The organism is Bifidobacterium sp. M0404 (assembly GCF_016101415.1).
Lineage (GTDB): Bacteria > Actinomycetota > Actinomycetes > Actinomycetales > Bifidobacteriaceae > Bombiscardovia > Bombiscardovia polysaccharolytica.
The window spans coordinates 18282-38003 of sequence record NZ_JACFQP010000001.1; the positions used below are offsets into that span (position 1 = coordinate 18282).

The window sequence follows — 19722 nt, forward strand, 5'->3', positions numbered from 1 at the left end:
GCCATGTCAGCCATCTTGGGATAATGGAACATATGGCCAACGAGCAAAAGCAGCGCTTCGATTTCGCGACGGTCTTCCCGCCCAAGGGGGATCCACGCCGACCTCCGGAATGGTTCGGCCGCGCCCTACTCTACGTGGTCATAGCCGTCTTCCTGGCCTGGTTCGCCTACTCCTCCTGGTGGAAGATCGAATTCCTGGTCTTGGACGTGGTGATCGCCATCTTCGTCTCCCTGGCCATGGAGCCCCTGGTGCTCAGGCTGGTCAAGCATGGCTGGCGGCGAGGAGCGGCCTCGGCGGTCACCCTGATAGGTCTGATTATTATTGTGATCGTCCTCTTGGGTATGTTCGGCAATCTGCTGGTCCAGCAGGTCATCGGCATGGCCAACGGGCTGCCGGCCCTCTATGAGCAGGTGGCGGAATTCATCGCCAGCCGCACCCCTTGGCACCTGCCGGCCATGCAGGATTTGGGCGGGGAGATCGTCAAGAATATCCAGACATCCTGGGTGACGGACTTCGCGGGGCAGGCTTTGACCACCACCGTGGGGCTGGCAGGGTCCTTCATCAATATCATGACCGTCCTGCTGGTCATCTACTACATCTCCGCAGCAGGCCCCAAGCTGCGCCGCAGCCTCTGTCAGTGGCTGGCACCCAGGAGCCAGCGTCGTTTCCTCTTCGTCTGGACCATCGCCCAGGACCAGATCTCCAGCTTCCTGTTCAGCAGGACCATTCTGGCGCTCATCTCCGCAGCCTGCATGTCGGTCTTCCTGGTCATTCTCAAAGTGCCCTACTGGTTGCCGCTGGCCCTCTTCTGCGGGCTGGTATCCCAGTTCGTGCCTACCATCGGCACCTACATAGGCGGGGCCGTCCCCATAGTGGTGGCCTGGGGGAGCCGTGGACTACTGGTGGCTGTGATTGTGCTGGTTTACATCATCATCTACCAGCAGATCGAAAACATGATTCTGGCCCCCAAGATCTCCCAGCGGACCATGGACCTCAACCCTGCCATCGCCTTCCTGTCCGTACTGGCACTGGGCGCGGTCTTCGGTGCCCTGGGCGCCTTCCTGGCCCTGCCTCTGGCGGCCAGCTTCCAGGCCATCTTCTCGGCTTCGGTCAAGCATTACGAGCTGATTGATTCTCCGCTTATGCAGGATCCCAAGCCGGTCGGCAAGTCCAAGGTGGTCGAAGGTGTCGAAGCATTCAACGAGCACGTGGTCCAGCCGGTGGCCAGCCACGTGAGCAGCCGGTCCGCCAAGGGGACCAGCGCCAGGGTTCGAGTGGACGACCCTGTCATGACCATTGCCAGCCAGCTTTATCCGACATCCTCGCCGACGGCCAAAGATCTGGATGAGTCGGCTACGGTGCCTATACCCAAGTCCGCCTCGGCCCCGGTAAAGCACAGGCCGCTTAAGGGCACCGAGACCGGGGACGAGGCCTCCGAGGGGGAGGACAACCCCCGCAAGGAGTGGCGCTGATGGCCCTGCTCAAGGTATTGGACGTACTGATGATGCTGCTGGGCGGGGTGGGCATCGTCTACCAGGCCATCTGCATCGTCATCTCCTTTGTCTCCAAGCCGGTGGTCTTTCCCGATGCTCCTTTTGACAAGCGGTTCGCCGTCCTTATTTCCGCTCGCAACGAGGAGCATGTCGTCGGTCATCTGATCAACTCCATCAAGGAGCAGACCTACCCAATCTCCATGGTCGACATATGGCTGGTGGCCGACAACTGCACCGACAACACCGCCGGACTGGCCAGATCCCTCGGCTGCCATGTGGTCGAGCGGCAGGACCCGGACCGGGTGGGCAAGGGCTACGCTCTGACCTTTCTGCTGGAGCAGATACTCGATCGGGGTCTTGACTCCTACTATGATGCCTACTTCGTCTTTGATGCGGACAACATTCTGGACCGCCACTACATCGAGGAAATGAACAAGGCTTTCCAATCCGGCTTCCGCATACTGACTAGCTACCGGAACTCGGTCAACTTTGCGGATAACTGGGTTTCCTCGGGTTCGGCCCTATGGTTCATCCGTGAATCCCGGTTCCTCAACACCTCAAGGATGGTCATCGGCTCCAGCTGCCACGTGGGCGGCACCGGGTTCATGTTCTCCAGAGAGGTTATGGAGCGCAACAACGGCTGGAAGTTCCACCTGCTGACCGAGGACCTGGAGTTCACCATGGACTCGGTTCTGCACGGCGAGCGCATCGGCTATTGCGGCACCGCCATCCTCTATGACGAGCAGCCGGTCACCTTCAAGCAGAGCTGGCGGCAACGGCTGCGCTGGAGCAAGGGCTTCCTTCAGGTCTTCCGCTACTACGGGCCTGCTCTGATTTCCCGGGCCTTCCGCGAACGTGATTTCTCGGCCGTTGACCTGACCATCCTGATCTGCCCCTTGACAGTTTTGGGGCTGGTCCGCTGCTTCTTCGGTCTGCTCTTCCCGGCTCTGGGTTTCGTGACTTGGGCCAGCCAGATGACCACCCTGGTGGATGGCATTGCAGCCGGGATTCTGGGCCTCCTGGCCATGATGGGCCTGGCTGCCCTTACCGTGCTGGCCGAGCGCGACAAGATCGGCGCATCCAACAAGGAGCTTTTCGCCTACTGCCTGAGTTTCCCCATCTTCATGCTCAGCTACGTGCCAATCTCCTTCCAGGCCATTTTCGCCAATCCGGGATGGAAACCCATCGAGCACTCAGGGCATTGAGGTCTGTTGCCCTCAATCGGCAGCGAGGTAGTGACTTGTTAGTAGACTTAAGGCCATGTCCGATGAAGTGCAAGCAACCAGCATGACCGCCCAGACGGCAGTGGTCCCTCCGCCGGATCCGCAGGCAGCGGTTTCTATTCGCGCCCTGGTCAAGTGCTACCAGGGTCGGCCTGCTGTCAACGCCCTCTCTCTGGACATTCCCAAGGGGTCCTTCTATGGGATAGTCGGCCCCAATGGTGCAGGGAAGACCACCACGCTGAATATGATGACCGGACTTCTGGTGCCGGACTCCGGCAATGTCATGATTCTGGGCAGGGACGTATGGTCGGACGTGGATACGGCCAAGCGGATCATCGGCGTCATGCCCCAGGGTGATCAGATCTTCGACAGGCTGACAGGTCTGCAATTGCTGGTCTATTCGGGCATGCTTAGACGGATGCCGCGTAGTGAGGCGCTGGGCCGGGCCAGGGACCTGCTGGAGGCCTTCGATCTGACTGATGCCGGCGGCAAGCGGGTCTGTGATTATTCATCGGGCATGGCCAAGAAGATCTGCCTGGCCACAGCCATGATTCATTCTCCTAGACTCCTGGTGCTGGATGAGCCGTTCGAATCGGTTGACCCAGTCTCAAGCGCCAATCTCAAGGACATCCTGGCCGAGTATGTCGATACCGGGGGAACAGTGGTCATTTCCTCGCACGTCATGGCTCTGGTGGAGCGGATGTGCACCCATGTGGCCATCATCGACCATGGTCTGGTTCGGGCTGATGGCACGGTGGCCCAGGTCGCTGCAGGCGAGGATCTGGAGGATCGCTTCCTGGAGCTAGTCGGCGGCCGTCACCAGGCTAAGCGAATCGCTTGGCTGAACGGCTCCGGATCCGAGGAAGACCGGGAGGCGGAATGAGCACGGCATCCACCATCATCGCCATGCGTTGGTCCATTACCTGGAGCACGATCAAGCATTCCTCCTGGCAGATGGTCGGAGCCATCATCAGTCTGCTCATGGTCATAGGCATCTGCCTGGCTTCATGGCAGGCTTCACTGACACTGGGAGGCTGGCTGCCCAGTGCCGGTTCGGGCAACCGGCAGCGTATGGGAACCTTATTGGTCCTGTTCCTGGTCGGGTTGACTCTGGGAGTGGTCCTGATTCAACTGGCCTTCCTGGGCCAGGGGTCGATCCTGGGCCCCTCGCGATTCGTCCTTTACGGGATTCCTGACAGCCAGCTGCAAGTGGGGCTCTACCTGGCCGGGCTGACTGGGCCTACGGGATTGACTGGCCTCGTCTGCTTCCTGGCCCTGACTGCCGTCTATGCCCGCATGGGTGTCGGAGCCGCGATCGTGGCTTTGGTCGCCGCCCTCCTGGCTGTCATGGTGATGCTGGCCCTATCCCGGGCTGTTTTGGACCTGGTCGGTACCTTGATGGTTTCTCAGCGCTCCCGATCCGGGCTCTATCTGCTGGTCACCGTGGTGATCATGCTTTTGTGTCTGCTGCCCTCTCTGCTGGACAGCGGGATCATGGATGGCATGGCAGTCGACACTGACTCCCTTAAGTCCGCGGCCGACATACTGGCCTGGACGCCACTGGGTGCCGCTGTCCGCCTGCCGGAGGATTTCCTTTCGGGATCATGGTGGGCTCTGCTCGGACGGCTGTGTATGGAGCTGGTCACCCTGGCTCTCTGTTTCATGATCGGCATGCTGTGTCTGCGTCATGACCGTTTGTACGCCGGGGCGAGGGCTGAACGGTCGGGTGCACCCAAGGGGCTGGGGATGCTGGGCCGGTCCCGGGACACTGTGGATGCCATGGCCGCGCGATTGCTGATTTATCTTCGTCAGGATCCCCGCAAGCTTGCCAGCTACCCGCTTCTGCTTGTCGTGGTGATTCTATACGCGGTGATCTTCCGCCAGATGCCCATGTTGCTATGGCTGGGACCGATCTTGGGTGCCCTGATGCTGGAGATTCCCGAGGGCAACGCCTTGGCCTACGATGGGCTCGCCCTGCGTATGGAGATAGCGTCGGGAGTGAAGGGTCGTGAGGACCGGCAGTCCCGTGTCCGAAGCCATCTGAGTGTGGCTCTGCCCTGCATACTCCTGCTTGGGTTGGTGACCTTGGCACTGTCCGGGGCAATGAAGGGCGGGCGAGATCTGATCATCTCCTTGGATATGCTAGCTGTGACCGTAGGATTGCTCCTGTCTGGGCTGGGAGTTGCCCAGATTTTCTCGGCCTTGCTGATCTATCCGGTACCTTCTATGGACCAGCCCTTCACCTCACCGCAGGGACGTGCTGTTGCCCAAGGCTTCCTGCCAATACTGCAGTTGCTGGCTAGCCTGGTGATCATGCTGCCCACATTCTTGGTGACATTGCTGGCCATGACCACGGGCGGGGTTCTTCCGCTCTGGCTGCCTGTGCCGGTCGCACTGGCGAACGGCCTGGTTGTGCTTGCCGCAGGTGTCGCTTTAGGGTCTCGGATCTTCGATCGTCGTCAGTCAGCCATTCTGCTGACTCTGGATCGCTATGCTTCTCTGCAGTCCTGAGACAGCGACAGGACCAGTACTAGGCTAGTTGGATGATGCCGACCGAACCGAGCCGAATTTGGTTGGCGAATGCAAGTCCGGGAGAGAGCAATTGGGTGACAGACATCAGCAGCGCATGACACGCCGTCGTCAGATCAAGCGACGCTGGCGGGTGGCCTTGGCCATGCTTGTGGCTGTCATACTGGTCGTCGGCTATGCTTGCATGGATCTGGCTGACCTGGTGCCCGGGCCGCTGACTTTGTCCAAGACCAGTCATTCTTCGGTCCCCCCTGCTGTCATGATGGGCGAACCGCCGACCTTCACCGCCAACAAGCCCGGGTCCGCGGTGGATGCCGGTCAGGTCCAGCAGCTGGTCAACGCTTTCGCTGACACACCGGGCATAGGCAATGCATACTCGCTGGTCGTGCGACAGGCTGACGGACGGGTGCTTGCTCAGAAGAACGCCGACCAGGCACGCCAGCCGGCCTCCACCATGAAGACCTTGACCGCAGCCGCAGCCGCTTCCGTTCTGGATATGTCCTCCCAGCTGGACACTGAGGCGGTTCTGAATTCCTCTTCCTCCTCGCAGGCGACGCTGACCCTACGCGGTCACGGCGATATGCTGCTAGGCGCCGGCAAGGACGATCCCCTGCACGTCAACGGCCGGGCAGGACTGGGGACTCTGGCCGTGAAGACGGCGCAGGCCCTGCACAAGCAGGGGATCGGCCGAGTGACCTTGGCTTACCAGGACACGCTTTTCGGCGACGATCGGGCGCCGAAGGGAATCGAAGAAAACAATGCTGATGGAATCTACTTCCAGGAGCCTGTCGCTATGGCCGTGGATGAGGCCAGGCAGGGACAGACCGAGCCTGTTGCCTATCCAGATGCAGGCGGTGTCTACCTGCCCAGGGTTCAAAATCCGGCAGGGGCTGCTGCGGCGGTCTTTGCCAGTCGCCTGATGGAGTCCGGGATTCAGGTGGACAATGCGCAGGAGCCAAACAGGATCGACCATGCCCAGGGCAAGGTTCTGGCCCGTATCAGCTCGGCACGGCTCAGCGAGATCATGTCGCTGATGCTACGCAATTCCGACAACAGCCTGGCTGAGCTTTTCGGCCGCCTGACCGCCTTGGCCCTGGACATGCCCAACAGCCCAGCCGGGGCTGTGAAAGCCGTGACCAGCACGCTGAACAAGCTTGGTGTGGACACTGCGGGCCTCAACATGGCCGACTGTTCGGGGCTGACCCCTGGCTCGAGCCTAAAAGTGGGAACCTTGGTGGACGTTCAGCAACTGGCCCTGTCCGAGAAGGGGCTGACCCCCCTGGTCAAGGGTCTGTCGGTGGTGGGGCTGACCGGCACGGCAGCCAGACGCGAAATCGACAATCAGGCCGACGGGCTGATCCGGGTCAAGACCGGCACCTTGGATCAAGTGACTTCACTGGCAGGCAATGTGATTCGACGCTCAGGCGGTGTTCTGGTCTTTGCTGTAGTCGTCAACGATCCCGAGGATGTGGCTGCTGCCCAGCAGGCTGTGGACACCTTGGTCGGATCCCTGGATCGGCTCTGAACGGGAGGACGCCTGGACCATGGTCTATTCAGCGGAGATGAAAAAGGCGGTGGGGCTCCTGCGTTCGACCCTGGACCGGGAGGGCCTGGGCCTGCAGGATCGGCGGTTCACCCATCACGGGGTGCACCGGCCCGATTCGGATGCTCCACTGGTCCTGGTGGCCTGTTCTGGAGGCCGGGATTCCCTGGCCCTGGCCTGCGTGGCCCATTTGGTGGCCGATATGACCGGTCTGCGGTGCGGGGCTTTGCTGATTGATCACGGTCTGGTTCCTGATTCGGATCGGGTTGCCGAGTGCGCGGCTGGAACCTGCCGGGAGTTGGGATTGGATCCGGTCCGCGTCACTAGAGTGGATGTGCCTGTCACTTCGGCTGGTCCTGAGGCCGATGCCCGTGCAGCCCGTTACCAGGCCCTCTCCGGGCAGGCCCTTGAGTTGGGCGCCAAGGCTGTCCTCCTGGCGCACACCCGTGATGATCAGGCTGAGACAGTGCTGATTGGCCTGATTCGCTCCCAGGGGCTGGAGGCCATCACCGGAATGGCTCGGCGTATAGAGCGCGGAGGAATGTGTTACCTGCGTCCGTTCCTGGACCTGGACCGGAAAGATACCACGGCCATTTGCCGCCAACAGGGGATCGACTGGTGGGACGACCCCACCAACGGTGACGATCAGCCAGCCGATTGTACGCTTCCCGAGACGCTGCCGTTGCGCTCGCGGATCCGTCATGACCTGCTGCCTGCCTTGAACCGGTTCGCTGGCCGGGACATGGTCCGTCGCCTGGCTCTGGGTGCGGATATGGCACGTCTCGATCAGGATTACCTGGATTCCCAGGTGAATGGACTCTGCCAGCGGCTGGTTGCGAGCCCTGACCCGGACCAAAAGGCCGAAGGGGTTCTGGCCTGCTTGGATGCCCGCGGATTGGCCGACTGTCATCCGGCTCTGCGTACCCGCCTGCTGGCTCAGGTGCTGACCGAGCTGGACATAAGGTTCACGGCCGTGCAGGTCCGGGCCCTGGATGATTTGGTCTGCCGTTGGCACGGCCAGCATGGCCCCCGCTTTCCCAGCTCCCATACAGCAATCCGTAAGGGTCAAGTCATTCTCATATGCAATGATGGGGACCATGCGCATCGCTGATATTCAATCCCATATCGACCATGAACTGGTGTCCAAAGAACGCATAGAGGATCTGATCAATCGGACGGCTGAGCAGATCAGCCGGGATTACCAGGGCAAAAACCCAATCATGCTGGCCGTGCTCAAAGGGGCTTTCAACACGCTCGCCGCCCTCTCACAGGCCGTCACCATACCGGTTCAGATCGAGTTCATGAGCATCTCCAGCTATCCGGCCGGCAAGACCAGCGTTTCCAAGGGGGACCTGGACATCAGGATGGATTTGGACTGCGATGTGCGCGGACGGCATATTCTGATCGTTGAGGATATTATCGATTCCGGCTACACCTTGCATTGGTTGGTTGAGCATCTCAAGGAGCGGGGAGCTGCATCGGTGGAGATCTTCACTCTGCTGGACAAGACCTCGCGACACGAGGTCGAGGTGGATGTCAAGTATCCGGGGTTCGCCATACCCGACGAATTCGTTGTGGGCTTTGGGCTGGATTACGACGAGCAGTACCGTAATCTTGACTCGATAGCCGTACTCAGGTCCGAGGAATACATGGACCCGACCCAGGAACAGGATCATCAGGATCAGGGGGAGCAGTCATGAGCTACTCGCAGGGACCGCAGCAGGGTCCGCCCAACGGAGGCAGGGACAACGGTGACAAGGGGAACAACCCCTTCAACTTCAACCTAGGCAACAACGGTTCTGGTCCCAACGGGGGCAACCACTCCTTCTGGCGTTCCCCTTGGCTCTGGGGGATTCTGGCTGTGGTCATCATCCTGGCCATCTTCGGCTTCTTCAGCAGCCAGAACGGCGCCCAGACCATCGACACCCAGGATGGCCTGGAGTTGCTGAACGACCGCAGCAGTATGGTCAAGAAAGCCGAGATCACCGAGAAGATGCAGGTGGTCGAGCTCAAGCTCAATAGCGACTTCGTCAAGGATGTACCTGGCTTCCGCGGCAACCGCACCTCCAAGAACTTCGGCAAGGACGTGCAGTTCTACTACGTGGAGGCCCAGGGGGAGCAGGTCGTCAAGGCCGTAGAGAAGGCCAAGCCCTCCGAGGGGTACAACTCGGTGGTGCCGCAGACCAGCATGATGAGCTACCTGATCTCGTCCATCCTGCCCATGCTGATCATTCTGGGAGTCTTCTGGTTCCTGCTCTCGCGCATGTCTTCGGCGGCCGGCGGCGGCATGTTCGGCATGGGCGGCAAGAAGAACTCCGCCCGGCTCAACGACGGGCAGACCCCCAAGACCAAGTTCTCGGATGTGGCCGGCGAGGAAGCCGCTGTCCAGGAGGTGGAGGAGATCAAGGAGTTCCTCAAGGATCCCTCCAAGTACAAGGCTCTGGGCGCCCGCATACCCCGTGGCGTCCTGCTCTATGGTCCTCCTGGAACCGGCAAGACCCTGCTGGCCAGGGCCATCGCCGGCGAGGCCAGCGTGCCCTTCTACTCCATGGCAGGCTCCGACTTTGTCGAGATGTTCGTCGGTCTGGGCGCCTCCCGAGTGCGTGACCTGTTCGACGAGGCCAAGAAGAATGCACCGGCCATAATCTTCATCGACGAGATCGATGCCGTGGGCGGCAAGCGCGGCTCCGGCATGAGCGGCGGCCACGACGAGCGCGAACAGACCTTGAATCAGCTGCTGGTCGAGATGGACGGCTTTGACAACGACACCAACCTGATCATCATTGCAGCCACCAACCGCCCCGACATTCTGGATCCGGCCCTGCTCCGGCCCGGCCGGTTCGACCGTCAGGTGGCCGTGGAGGCCCCAGACCTGGAGGGCCGTGAGGCCATCCTCAAGGTCCACGCCAAGGGCAAGCCCTTTGTGCCGGATGTGGACCTGCACACTGTGGCTGTGCGTACGCCCGGCTTTACCGGCGCCGACCTGGCCAACGTGCTCAATGAGGCTGCCCTGCTGACTGCGCGTTCCGATGCCCAGCTGATCGACAATCGGGCCATCGACGAAGCCATCGACCGTGTGCTCAGCGGACCTCGGCGGCGGACCAAGGGCATGGCTCTGGCCGAGATGCGCAACACCGCCTATCACGAGGGCGGTCATGCCATGGTGGCTGCTGCTCTGCACCATACCGACCCTGTCACCAAGGTGACCATTCTGCCGCGTGGACGCGCCCTGGGCTACACCGCGGTCATGCCTACCACAGATCGCTATTCACAGTCCCGCAACGAGCTGCTGGACCAGATGGCCTACGCTATGGGCGGCCGAGTGGCAGAAGAAGTGGTCTTCCATGACCCAACCACCGGCGCTTCCAACGACATCGAGAAGGCCACCAGCATCGCCCGGCAGATGGTCCTGCAATATGGGTTCTCGTCAAAGCTTGGCGCCATCAAGTGGGCTGACGAGAACGACCAGGATGCCGGGCTCGATGCCTTGAAGCCCCACAACTATTCGGAGAAGACAGCCGAGGCCATCGATGAGGAAGTCCACAATCTCATCGAGACGGCCCACCAAGAGGCCTGGCGTATCATCACCGAGAACCGTGACGTGCTGGATGAACTGGTTCGGCAGCTCCTGGTCAAAGAGACCCTGAACAAGGACGAGCTGGCTGCGGTCTTCACTGGCTTGCGCAAGGCTCCGGAGCGTCAGCTCTGGCTGTCTGCACCAGATCGGCCGGACTCCGAGCAGCCCCCCGTGGAGATTCCCGAGGCACTCAGGCGCAGCGTAAACGGGCCGTCCACAGAGGACCAGCACTGAATCCTGGATCGGCTCGGTGCCTTGCATATGGTCCCGGGCCGTGTGGCAGTGAATGTTCCAAGGCAAGGGAGGAGCGTACATCATGGATTCCATTCGTCTGAGCTCCATCAAGGTCGCACCCCTGCATGACCAGCAGAAGCCTGGGTTCAGCTATCAGGTCGATGCCGTCCTCTACCTGGATTTGAGTGAGGCAGGCAGGCTCAACGACGGCACTCAGACCGTGGACTATGTGCAGATTGTCCGTCGAATTGTCAACTTGATCCAAAATGAGCCGGCCAACGAGATTCTGGAATCTCTGACCGCCAAGGTTGCAGATTCCATCCTGCTCTCCCACCAGATCCGTCGCACCCGCGTCACAGTCACCCGTCTGGGCGCTGACCAGGGAACAGGGGTCGATTTTCAGGTGGGCATCACCTTGGAGCGAGCCGCCGACGACCAGGTGGAGGGCAACCCTGGCAGCTTGGAGTCTGGACGAGTCAACGGCGCCGGGAATGCTGCTCTAGGGCATCCCTCGCTCCTGTTGTCTGGTCAGGCCGATTCCGTTCATGCGGCGCAGGCGCGATTGCGTCATCCTGTGACCTCTTCTACACAGAACGACCTGTCCTCAGATCTGGAGAATGATAACGAGGTGTCCAGTCAGTCGACTGTTGAAGGCGCTCAACCGCAAGGCCTCCTGATGCGTGATGTGATTGCGCTGGAAGGGGCATCGGGCACCGACCGGCTGACCATGCTCCGTGCTCTTGCAGCCCTGGACGGGATCCCTGGCAGTCAGCTGGTTGGCATCTCGCCCCTATATGCCTACCGGGACGATCAGGGGGATCAGCGCCTATCGGCCGTGGTTATCCTGCAGACGCCGCTAAGTCTGGAGGAGTTGCGGTCGGCCTTGGACATGGTGGCCGCTCCTATCAGACAGATGGGTGGACTGGATGCCGATGTAGTGGAAGTGGAGACCTTGGACGGTTCGGTTCTGTCTTCGCAAAACCATCCGCCTCTGCTGGCTGCTGATGCGCCATCGCGCATTTTGATTCCCTGGGCTTATTTGGAGCCTGAACACTGCCTGCCTGGGGCTGGCGGATCCTGTCTGGCAAGCCTGTCCAACCGTGCTCCTGACCGTGATCGCATCAGCCTGGTCTCGGAGGACTGGATTCTGGACGGGTTGTCATGAGGGCCCGCCGCACCCCGCTCGTGCACTACCTGGTCGCCCTGATCCTGGGTTTGATGGGAGGTGCCGGTATATCAGAACTCGGTATGTCCACCAGGACGGATCTCATGGGGGTTCCTTGGCTGGTCAGCGTGCTGCTCTTCCTGCTGGGGGTGGCCATCCTGATCATGGCCTTCCAGGTGCATCGCTATGCCAAGGGAGACCGCAAGGAGATGGATTTGCGCTTCGCGGTCAACGTGCTGATCATGAGCAAGGCCTTGGGCGTTGCCTGTGCTGCCCTGTTGGGCTGGTATGGCAGTCAGGCACTGATCAGCATGGGGCATGCAGGCGCGCCCTATTACACACGGGTCATGCAGGAGTGTCTGGTGGCCTCCCTTGTCTGTCTGATCGATGTGGTGGCCGGAGCTGTGGGGGAGTGGCTGTGCCAACTGCCTCCGGACGACGGGCCCGAGAACCCTGATCGGCGCAAGTCCTCACGAAGACCCATGCCCGATGCGGCCGATACCGCTGATAGGGCGGAGATAAAAACTGATTCAGGCAAAAGACACCGCTGAACAGCGTCCAAGGCGGTGCTGAGGACATTCCTGAAGCTGGTCGGCTTGCTGCCGACCAGGCTGTTGATCCTTTGCTGTGAGAATACTCGATGACCTAGTGGAAGGTCAGTCTTTAGGCACCCTGATCATGGCTTCCTGAACCATGTAGGCTGCCAAATCGCCCCGACGGTTGTAGACTTTGGCTAGGCATAGGCTGCGGCCGTGGTCGGCTACGGGGGACTCCTGAATGAAACAGTGCCAGTCACAGGGGTCCAGATCTTGGTACCACCACATGGCATGGTCGATGGAGGCGAAGGAAATCCCCGGGGTGGTCATGCTTAGTCCGGCACGACGCAGGGCGGGTTCCATCATGATTTGATCGCATTCCATGGCCAGCAAGGCCCGGCGCATCAGCGGGTCCAGGTCGGCCCTTCCCTGGGTGCGGCTCCAAACGGCCTGGCGACTCCTGCTGTCATCCTTGGAATTACCATTTTGTGCATCATCCGCATCTTCCAGCAGGACCGTGCCGCCTACATGACGCATGTCGAAGGGGCTCTGATGGGCGTAGTAGTCAGCGAAAGGGGATTGGTCGGCATAGGGCTCCATCAGTTCCCGGGAGCCAGGCAAATCCTCCGGATCGGGCAGACCCGTGGGCATGGGGTCGTCATAGCGGACACCCTCCTGGCCGACTTGTTGATAGGAGAGCAGGGCGTTGAGGATGGTCCGTTCCCCCTGGTGCAGATCAACTCGTCTGGAGGAGAAGGAATGCCCGTCGCGGATGGTCTCGACTTCCGCTTGAACGTCCTGACTGAGCAGTCCGGTGCGCAAGTAATAGGCGTGCATCGAGTGGGGCAGTCGTCCTTCGGGCACGGTCCGCCCGCCGGCCATGATGGCTTGTCCCAGCAACTGGCCCCCATAAAGGCGACCTGTGGGGAAGTCCAGCGATTCGCCCCGAAAGCTGGAACGGCCATCAGTGTGCTGCTGTTGCTGCAGATTCAGCGCAGCGATGGCTCGAGCCAATGGCTCATCCTCGGTGCTCATGCTTCTCCTCGGCCCCTTACTCTCTTTGTGATCTGCTCTTTTCAGCGGGTCAGCTTGCGGTGGATGCGGTGGGGCCTGGAGGCCTCCTCGCCCAGACGCTTGACCTTGTTTTCCTGGTAGGCCTGGAAGTTGCCTTCGAACCAATACCAGGAGGCCGGATTCTCGTCCGTGCCCTCCCAGGCCAGGATATGGGTGGCGATTCGGTCCAGGAACCAGCGGTCGTGGGAGATGACCACAGCGCAGCCGGGGAAGGCCAGCAGGGCGTTCTCCAGACTTTCCAGGGTCTCCACGTCCAGATCGTTGGTGGGCTCGTCCAAGAGGAGCAGGTTGCCGCCCTGCTTCAGGGTGAGTGCCAGGTTCAGTCTGTTGCGCTCGCCGCCCGACAGGACGCCAGCAGGCTTCTGCTGATCCGAGCCTTTGAAGCCGAAGGAGGCCACATAGGCGCGGGTAGGCACTTCGACACCGCCGACCTCGATGAAGTCCAGCCCTCCGGAGACCACCTCCCAGAGGTTCTTGTTGGGGTCGATGCCCTCGCGGTTCTGATCTACGTAGGAAATCTTGACTGTGTCGCCGACCTCCAGGGTGCCCGATGTCAGTGGTTCCAGGCCCACGATGGTCTTGAAGAGTGTGGACTTGCCTACACCATTAGGGCCGATGACGCCCACGATGCCGTTTCGAGGCAGGGTGAAGCTCAGATCGTCGATCAGGACGCGGTCACCGAAGGCTTTATGGATGTGCTCGGCCTCCAGCACCTTGGAGCCCAGGCGGGGCCCCGGCGGAATCTGGATCTCGGAGAAGTCCAGCTTCTTGTTGTTCCGCGCCTCGTTCTCCATCTGCTCGTAACGCTCCAGGCGGGCCTTGTTCTTGGCCTGCCGGGCCTTGGGGGAGGACCGGACCCATTCCAGTTCGTTGTTAAGACGCTTGGCCAGTTTGGCATCCTTCTGCCCCTGGACCTCCAGACGCTTGGCCTTGGTCTCCAGATAGGTGGAGTAGTTGCCCTGGTAGGGGTAGAGGTGGCCGCGGTCCACCTCGCAGATCCACTCGGCCACGTTGTCAAGGAAGTACCGGTCGTGGGTCACTGCCAGGACGGCACCCTTGTAGGTGTGCAGGTACTGCTCCAGCCAGAGGATGGACTCGGCGTCCAAGTGGTTGGTGGGCTCGTCCAGCAGCAGCAGGTCGGGGGCTTCAAGCAAAAGCCGGCATAGAGCTACACGGCGGCGCTCGCCTCCAGAGATGACCGAGACAGGAGTGTCCGGGTCAGGGCACTGCAGGGCATCCATGGCCTGGTCCAGCTGGGAGTCAAGGTCCCAGCCGTTGGCTGCATCAATCTGCTCCTGAAGCTGACCCATCTCGGTCATGAGAGCATCGTAATCGGCATTGGGGTCGGCCATCTGTTCGCCGATCTGGTTAAAGCGGTCCACCTTGCTCATGATGTCGCCGAAGGCCATGCGAATGTTCTCGCCCACGGTCTTGTCTTCGTCCAGCGGTGGCTCCTGCTGGAGGATGCCTACCGTATAGCCGGGGGTGAGCTGTGCCTCCCCGTTGCTGACCGTGTCCAGGCCGGCCATGATCCGCAGCAGGGTGGATTTGCCCATGCCGTTGGGGCCCACCACGCCGATTTTGGCGCCGGGCAGGAAACTCAGGGTCACATCGTCCAGGATGACGCGGTCGCCGAAGGACTTGCGCGCCTTGATCATCTGATAAATGAATTCGGCCAAGAAGCTACCTCACAGAACCATAGAAAGACAGTGCAAACTGCATTCATGGTAGTGGGAACTTCTGACTTATGCGCCGGGCTGATAAGCAAGGTGAGGCAGATGGATGGCCGCCTATAAACAAGACCTATGACCAGACCCTGGTTCTGCCGCCGTGGTCGGGGTAGCCTTGAGTCGACGTTCCCGCCCGGCATGCGCAGGTCAAGGAGCGCCGGACGGGCCCTTGCCGGCTTGGCAGGTACCGGCCTATCGCTGTGCGCATGAGGAATGGGCCGTCTACTGCATGACGGTCGTAAGGAAGCATCAATGACGGTGAAACAGCAACAGGGTCAGATTTCCGTAGCTCATCGGCTGCGCTGGAGGCCGCTCGACATTGCGGTCGGCGCAGGCCTGGGCGCGGTGTCAGGGTTGATTTACTGGTTGGCCAGTCTGCTCGCCTCGTGGATATTCCCGTTGATGACGGCCCTGCTTCCTGGGGCGGCGGCGCTTTTGCATGGGGTCTTCTACTTTCCCTGCACCCTTTCCCTGTTGATATTGCGCAAGCCAGGCGCAGCCGTCTACGTTGGCGTCATCAGCGTTCTGGTCGAGATTCTGCCTGGCAATGCCTATAACGTGCCGATGATTTTGGTGGAGGCCATTGTCGAGGCCCTATGCGCGGAACTGGCCTTCGGAATATTTCGTTACCGCCGGTGGACCCTGGGAACGACCGTTTTGGGGGGTATTCTGATAGCTTTGGTGTACAACGCTTTTCTCCTGGCCTTTTACTATCAGGGGGTCTCCCTCCTCAGCCCGAGGGGGATTATCGGCACCATCTGTGAACTGATCAGCGGAGTGGTTCTGGCTGGACTGGTCAGCTGGTTCCTCTTCCGGGCCATCGGCCGCACCGGTGCTCTGGATCGGCTGGCATCCGGTCAGGATGTCAGGCAGGTCTGAATATCGGTATCCTCGTCAGACCGACTGTATCGACCATATGTTTGTTGTGCAGCTGTGACAGCCCATACCGGGCAGGAAGGGTCCTATTATGACCAAGCTTCGTTCCTACCTCGCAGCAGCGATGCTCCCGTTCATCCTGGCAGCGGGCGCCTGCGGTACCTCCCCAGCTCCCCAAGAAGACCGGGTCGACCCTAAGGCCGCCATCAGCGTCAACAATGCCGAACCTACGGCCCCCTTGATTCCCTCCAGCACCAACGACACCGCAGGCTGGAAGGTGGTGACTCAGCTCTTCGATGGGTTGGTCACCTTCGACGACAAAGGCGGGATGACCCTGGTCGAGGCCAAATCGATTACACCCAATGAGAATGCAAGCCAGTACACGATTGTCCTCAAACCAGGACTCACTTTCAGCGATGGGGAGAAGATCACAGCCAAGACCTATGCAGATTCCTGGTCTTTTGCGGCGAATGCAGCCAATGGGCAGTTGGGTGCCTCGGCTTTTTCGACCATCGCCGGGTACGAGCAAGTCCAGGATGAGCACGGCGACCCCAAAGCCCCTCTGTCTGGTCTTCGGGTGGTTGACGATCTGACCCTGGAGGTGACCATGAGCAAGCCGGATTCCTCCTTCCCCTACAAGGTGGGAGATGTGGCCTTCCTACCCCTGCCGGCATCCGCCTACAAGGGCATCAAGGCCTTCGGCAAGAAACCGATCGGGAACGGGCCCTACCGCTTCAAATCATGGGTACCCAATCAGGGAATCAAGCTGGAGAAGGATCCCGCATACAAGGGACCGCGTAAGGCTCGGAACGGAAGCCTGGAGTTCAGGGACTACCAGAGTCTTGATGCTGCCTATGCCGATGTTGAGGCCGGCCATCTGGATGTGCTCGATACGGTTCCGGTCTCCCGCTTGAAAACCTTCCATACCGATTCGGGCCTGCAGCCCTTGATTAAGCCCGGGCCGGCATTCCGGTCGCTGACCATCCCGCAAGGCTTGAAGCATTTCCAGGGGCAGGAGGGCGCCCTTCGTCGGGCAGCCCTGTCATATGCCTTGGATCGCACGAAAATAGCCGAAAAGGTCTTCGCTGGTTCAGTTACGCCGGCCTCTGATTTCCTGGCCCCAACCATCAAGGGGAATGCCTCTGACATCAAAGGCAAAAAAGTGCTGAGTCACGATCCGGATCAGGCCCGTAGGTTGTGGAAGCAGGCTGATGCCATATCCCCCTGGGAGGGCACGCTTCGCATCGCATACAGTGCTGACGGGACCGACAAGGACTGGGTTGATGCGGTTCTGCACGAGTATGCCCAGGTTCTAGGCATCAAGACGGAACCAAATATCTTTCCTACGGGCAAGGAATTCAATACGGCAGTTCATAACCGTCAGGTCAACAGTATTTTCAATTCGGGCATCACCTCGGACTATCCCCACCCCGAAGGCTACTTGGTTCAAGGGTATGCCTCCAGCCAGGCCGATGGCAAGGGTCTGAACAATGGGGACTACAAGAGCGCGGAATATGATGCCATTCTTTCCCGCGCCGCCTCCAAGACCGATCAGGACGAAGCCATGCAGGATTACCGCCAAGCCGAGACTGTTCTCTTCAAGGACCTTCCGGTGCTGCCGCTCTGGTACAGGAAGGTCTCGGCAGTGGCCGGCAGGCAGGTTCGCCAGGCTCCTTTCGGATACATGGGTCTGCCTGTCTACAATCAGGTCACCAAGTAGGTCCGACAATCCGGACCTGGCCGATGACGAGTCGTCTTGATACCATGACTCTGGCCGGTAAGATTGGCGCGGGGCCTTAGCTCAGTCGGTTAGAGCAAACGACTCATAATCGTTCGGTCCAGGGTTCAAGCCCCTGAGGCCCCACAGAAGAGCAAGCCCCGGAAATTTTTAACTTCCGGGGCTTTATTAATAGATTGAATAGAGGAGATTAAGGTCTCTCATCCCAAAGTCAATTGGGTAACTTGGCTCAACACTGGTCTGCGTCTTCAATGACTGCCAGTGGAAGGACTAGGTGTTGTGCACCGAACTTTCTTGATAGTCTTAGTAGAAGGACTAGCCCCGGCTATTGTCGGGGCCGTCCTCTCGCTGCCTAGCTCTAGCATCCATGATTCACCGATGCAAATATGTATGGCTTCACATGTAAGCCGGGGGAAAAGAGCTAGGCGCGTTTTTTATATCGGATCATAGAGCACTCTCGGTGTATATCCACTTCTGGGTGCCCCAAGCGTGCATGCGTAGACAGCCAAAAGATCTGCGCATGCCACAATAATCCGGAAGCGTTTCCGTAGAACCGCTAAGTATGAGAATTTATCAGGGAAAAGAATACGGGACGGGCTCGAGTCAGAGCCGTCGGCATATGCCGGGAAACTATACGCATGTACATCTCCTCTGGAACTGAAGATAATTCAGTCCCTGTAGGTCCATCGTGTATACGTCCCCCGTATATCTGTTCTTAATCATACACCCTGGAGGGGGTGTGTCAAAGCTGAGAAGGGTGCCGTCACCGTGCTTCCGGTCAGATGGATTTGATGAAAAGATTGCTGGCCTCGGGCAGAGCGGTTTGCGCATCTCCGCTCCTCCTGGCTGAAGGGGATAAGCGGCACGTGCCTACTAAACAAGCTACCTGCTTGCTTGAATCAATAGGGTAGCTCGCATTGTTTCGTCGGGTCTATTTTCTAGGGGCGCCCTTGAATATATTGGGCCCTCAGAAACCGAAGGTATGTTCATTCTTGGACTTCAAAATCCAGGCATAACCACTTATTGGCATGAATATGACTGACACCTAGACGATGATCCCGGGCTGGGTACATCTTCAGTTGCGAATATTTCAACAGAAGAGTGTTATTGGTCCATAAATGATCAACCGTTGGCCTCAGATCTCTTATTGATGTTACTGGACAGGCTGCTCCTTGTTTCCTCTCTTTTCCTTTCTGATCAAGTGCAAGTATCTATACACCGTTGGTGCTGAAATGCCCAGTGCACCAGCCACGGTATCTATTGCACCTTTGATCAGGAAGATACCCGAATCGTCAAGGTCGGTGATGAGCTTCAGTCGTTCTGATTTGTTCATCCGCTCGGGCTGAACCCTGTGTTCCGCTACAAATGATTGGATGTGCTGGTTTGTCAGATCCTCCGCGTTCACGGATAGGGTTTCATGCGTCCCATCAGTGACCGCCTGCTGAGCAGATGCATCATTCTGAATTATTGCATTGCTATGCTCATCGGGCATATCCACGGTTTGTGTGTCAGGATCCGATTGATCTCTCATGATGCGATGTGTAGGGAATGGGGATCCGCTGGAACTGATGGAATCCAGATAGTCGCTAGCTGTTCGCAGAGCTTTACTGGTCTCTTTAAAGATGGAATTGTCAAAGTTGATGCAGAGAAAACCGATGACCTGATCTTCTGTATTACGCAGGAAGAAGGTGGAGGAGACAATAGGGCGGCCTTCATGCGTGTAGCCGGCATAACGGACCAGGTAGTTTCGGTGTTCGTATTCGCGGTTCTGCCAGATTCTCAGAACAAGGTCGGTGGCGGGACTGCCTACTTTGCGTCCGCTGACATGTCCGTTGGCTATTGCGACGACTGAGTGCGAGAAGTCCTTGACGTCCTGCAGGACGACCTCGGTGTCATGTCCCAATAGCTCGCCTAGGAAGTCTACCAAGGGAATAAAGGGTCGTAGGGATGTTGAGATGTTCTCTGCTCCGTTCATATTGCATTCCTTTCCCCCTGACGATCTGT

At 59.4% G+C, this 19722-nt stretch carries 15 protein-coding genes and 1 tRNA gene; 13 read left to right on the forward strand and 3 right to left on the reverse strand.

Translation table 11 applies throughout. The annotated features are described in order from the left end of the window. Positions 1-32: 32 nt before the first annotated feature. The 10 genes from H3T93_RS00105 (at position 33) to H3T93_RS00150 (ending at position 12315) form a co-directional block, all read left to right on the forward strand. Positions 33-1472 carry an AI-2E family transporter gene (locus H3T93_RS00105; RefSeq protein ID WP_144177529.1) on the forward strand — a complete coding sequence of 480 codons (1440 nt, stop codon included), beginning with the start codon at positions 33-35 and terminating at the stop codon, positions 1470-1472. Beyond that, positions 1472-2698 (forward strand): glycosyltransferase family 2 protein, encoded by a 1227-nt coding sequence (locus H3T93_RS00110; protein ID WP_110425676.1) that lies wholly within the window; start codon positions 1472-1474, stop codon positions 2696-2698. Before H3T93_RS00105 ends, H3T93_RS00110 begins: the two co-directional genes overlap by 1 nt. A gap of 55 nt (positions 2699-2753) precedes the next feature. Further along, a complete protein-coding gene (locus H3T93_RS00115) occupies positions 2754-3599 on the forward strand; it encodes an ABC transporter ATP-binding protein (protein WP_144177528.1) in 846 nt (281 codons plus the stop codon). Next, positions 3596-5227 (forward strand): hypothetical protein, encoded by a 1632-nt coding sequence (locus H3T93_RS00120; RefSeq protein ID WP_144177527.1) that lies wholly within the window; start codon positions 3596-3598, stop codon positions 5225-5227. Before H3T93_RS00115 ends, H3T93_RS00120 begins: the two co-directional genes overlap by 4 nt. Before the next feature lie 115 nt (positions 5228-5342). Continuing rightward, entirely contained in the window at positions 5343-6770 is a 1428-nt protein-coding gene (gene dacB, locus H3T93_RS00125; RefSeq protein WP_186363911.1) for a D-alanyl-D-alanine carboxypeptidase/D-alanyl-D-alanine endopeptidase, read from the forward strand. A 19-nt stretch (positions 6771-6789) separates the two neighbouring features. Further along, entirely contained in the window at positions 6790-7899 is a 1110-nt protein-coding gene (gene tilS / locus H3T93_RS00130) for a tRNA lysidine(34) synthetase TilS (RefSeq protein ID WP_144177524.1), read from the forward strand. After that, complete coding sequence (hpt, locus tag H3T93_RS00135) at positions 7886-8488, forward strand: hypoxanthine phosphoribosyltransferase (RefSeq protein WP_121913543.1); 603 nt, start codon at positions 7886-7888, stop codon at positions 8486-8488. The genes tilS and hpt overlap by 14 nt, the downstream gene beginning before the upstream one ends. After that, entirely contained in the window at positions 8485-10599 is a 2115-nt protein-coding gene (gene ftsH, locus H3T93_RS00140; protein ID WP_144177523.1) for an ATP-dependent zinc metalloprotease FtsH, read from the forward strand. Before hpt ends, ftsH begins: the two co-directional genes overlap by 4 nt. A gap of 82 nt (positions 10600-10681) precedes the next feature. Next, a complete protein-coding gene (locus H3T93_RS00145) occupies positions 10682-11764 on the forward strand; it encodes a dihydroneopterin aldolase (protein ID WP_186363910.1) in 1083 nt (360 codons plus the stop codon). Further along, positions 11761-12315, forward strand: a complete 555-nt coding sequence (locus H3T93_RS00150; protein ID WP_110425671.1) for a DUF3180 domain-containing protein — start codon at positions 11761-11763, stop codon at positions 12313-12315. The genes H3T93_RS00145 and H3T93_RS00150 overlap by 4 nt, the downstream gene beginning before the upstream one ends. Before the next feature lie 105 nt (positions 12316-12420). Here the strand turns inward: H3T93_RS00150 and H3T93_RS00155 are convergent, their stop codons facing one another. Beyond that, on the reverse strand, positions 12421-13335 hold the full coding sequence (locus tag H3T93_RS00155; protein WP_144177521.1) for an acyl-CoA thioesterase: 915 nt from the start codon (positions 13333-13335) through the stop codon (positions 12421-12423). Positions 13336-13376: 41 nt separating this feature from the next. Next, the gene (gene ettA / locus H3T93_RS00160) at positions 13377-15053 is read right to left on the reverse strand and encodes an energy-dependent translational throttle protein EttA (protein WP_024626701.1); all 1677 of its coding nucleotides are present in this window, start codon (positions 15051-15053) and stop codon (positions 13377-13379) included. A 303-nt stretch (positions 15054-15356) separates the two neighbouring features. Here ettA and H3T93_RS00165 point away from each other — a divergent pair, with 303 nt between their 5' ends. The 3 genes from H3T93_RS00165 (at position 15357) to H3T93_RS00175 (ending at position 17844) form a co-directional block, all read left to right on the forward strand. Continuing rightward, positions 15357-15983 (forward strand): ECF transporter S component, encoded by a 627-nt coding sequence (locus tag H3T93_RS00165; RefSeq protein ID WP_110425669.1) that lies wholly within the window; start codon positions 15357-15359, stop codon positions 15981-15983. An 88-nt stretch (positions 15984-16071) separates the two neighbouring features. Continuing rightward, the gene (locus tag H3T93_RS00170; protein WP_144177520.1) at positions 16072-17700 is read left to right on the forward strand and encodes a peptide ABC transporter substrate-binding protein; all 1629 of its coding nucleotides are present in this window, start codon (positions 16072-16074) and stop codon (positions 17698-17700) included. Positions 17701-17770: 70 nt separating this feature from the next. Next, positions 17771-17844 (forward strand) — tRNA-Ile (locus tag H3T93_RS00175). Positions 17845-18871: 1027 nt separating this feature from the next. Here the strand turns inward: H3T93_RS00175 and H3T93_RS00180 are convergent. Beyond that, complete coding sequence (locus tag H3T93_RS00180; RefSeq protein ID WP_144177519.1) at positions 18872-19693, reverse strand: helix-turn-helix transcriptional regulator; 822 nt, start codon at positions 19691-19693, stop codon at positions 18872-18874. Between the last annotated feature and the right edge of the window lie 29 nt (positions 19694-19722).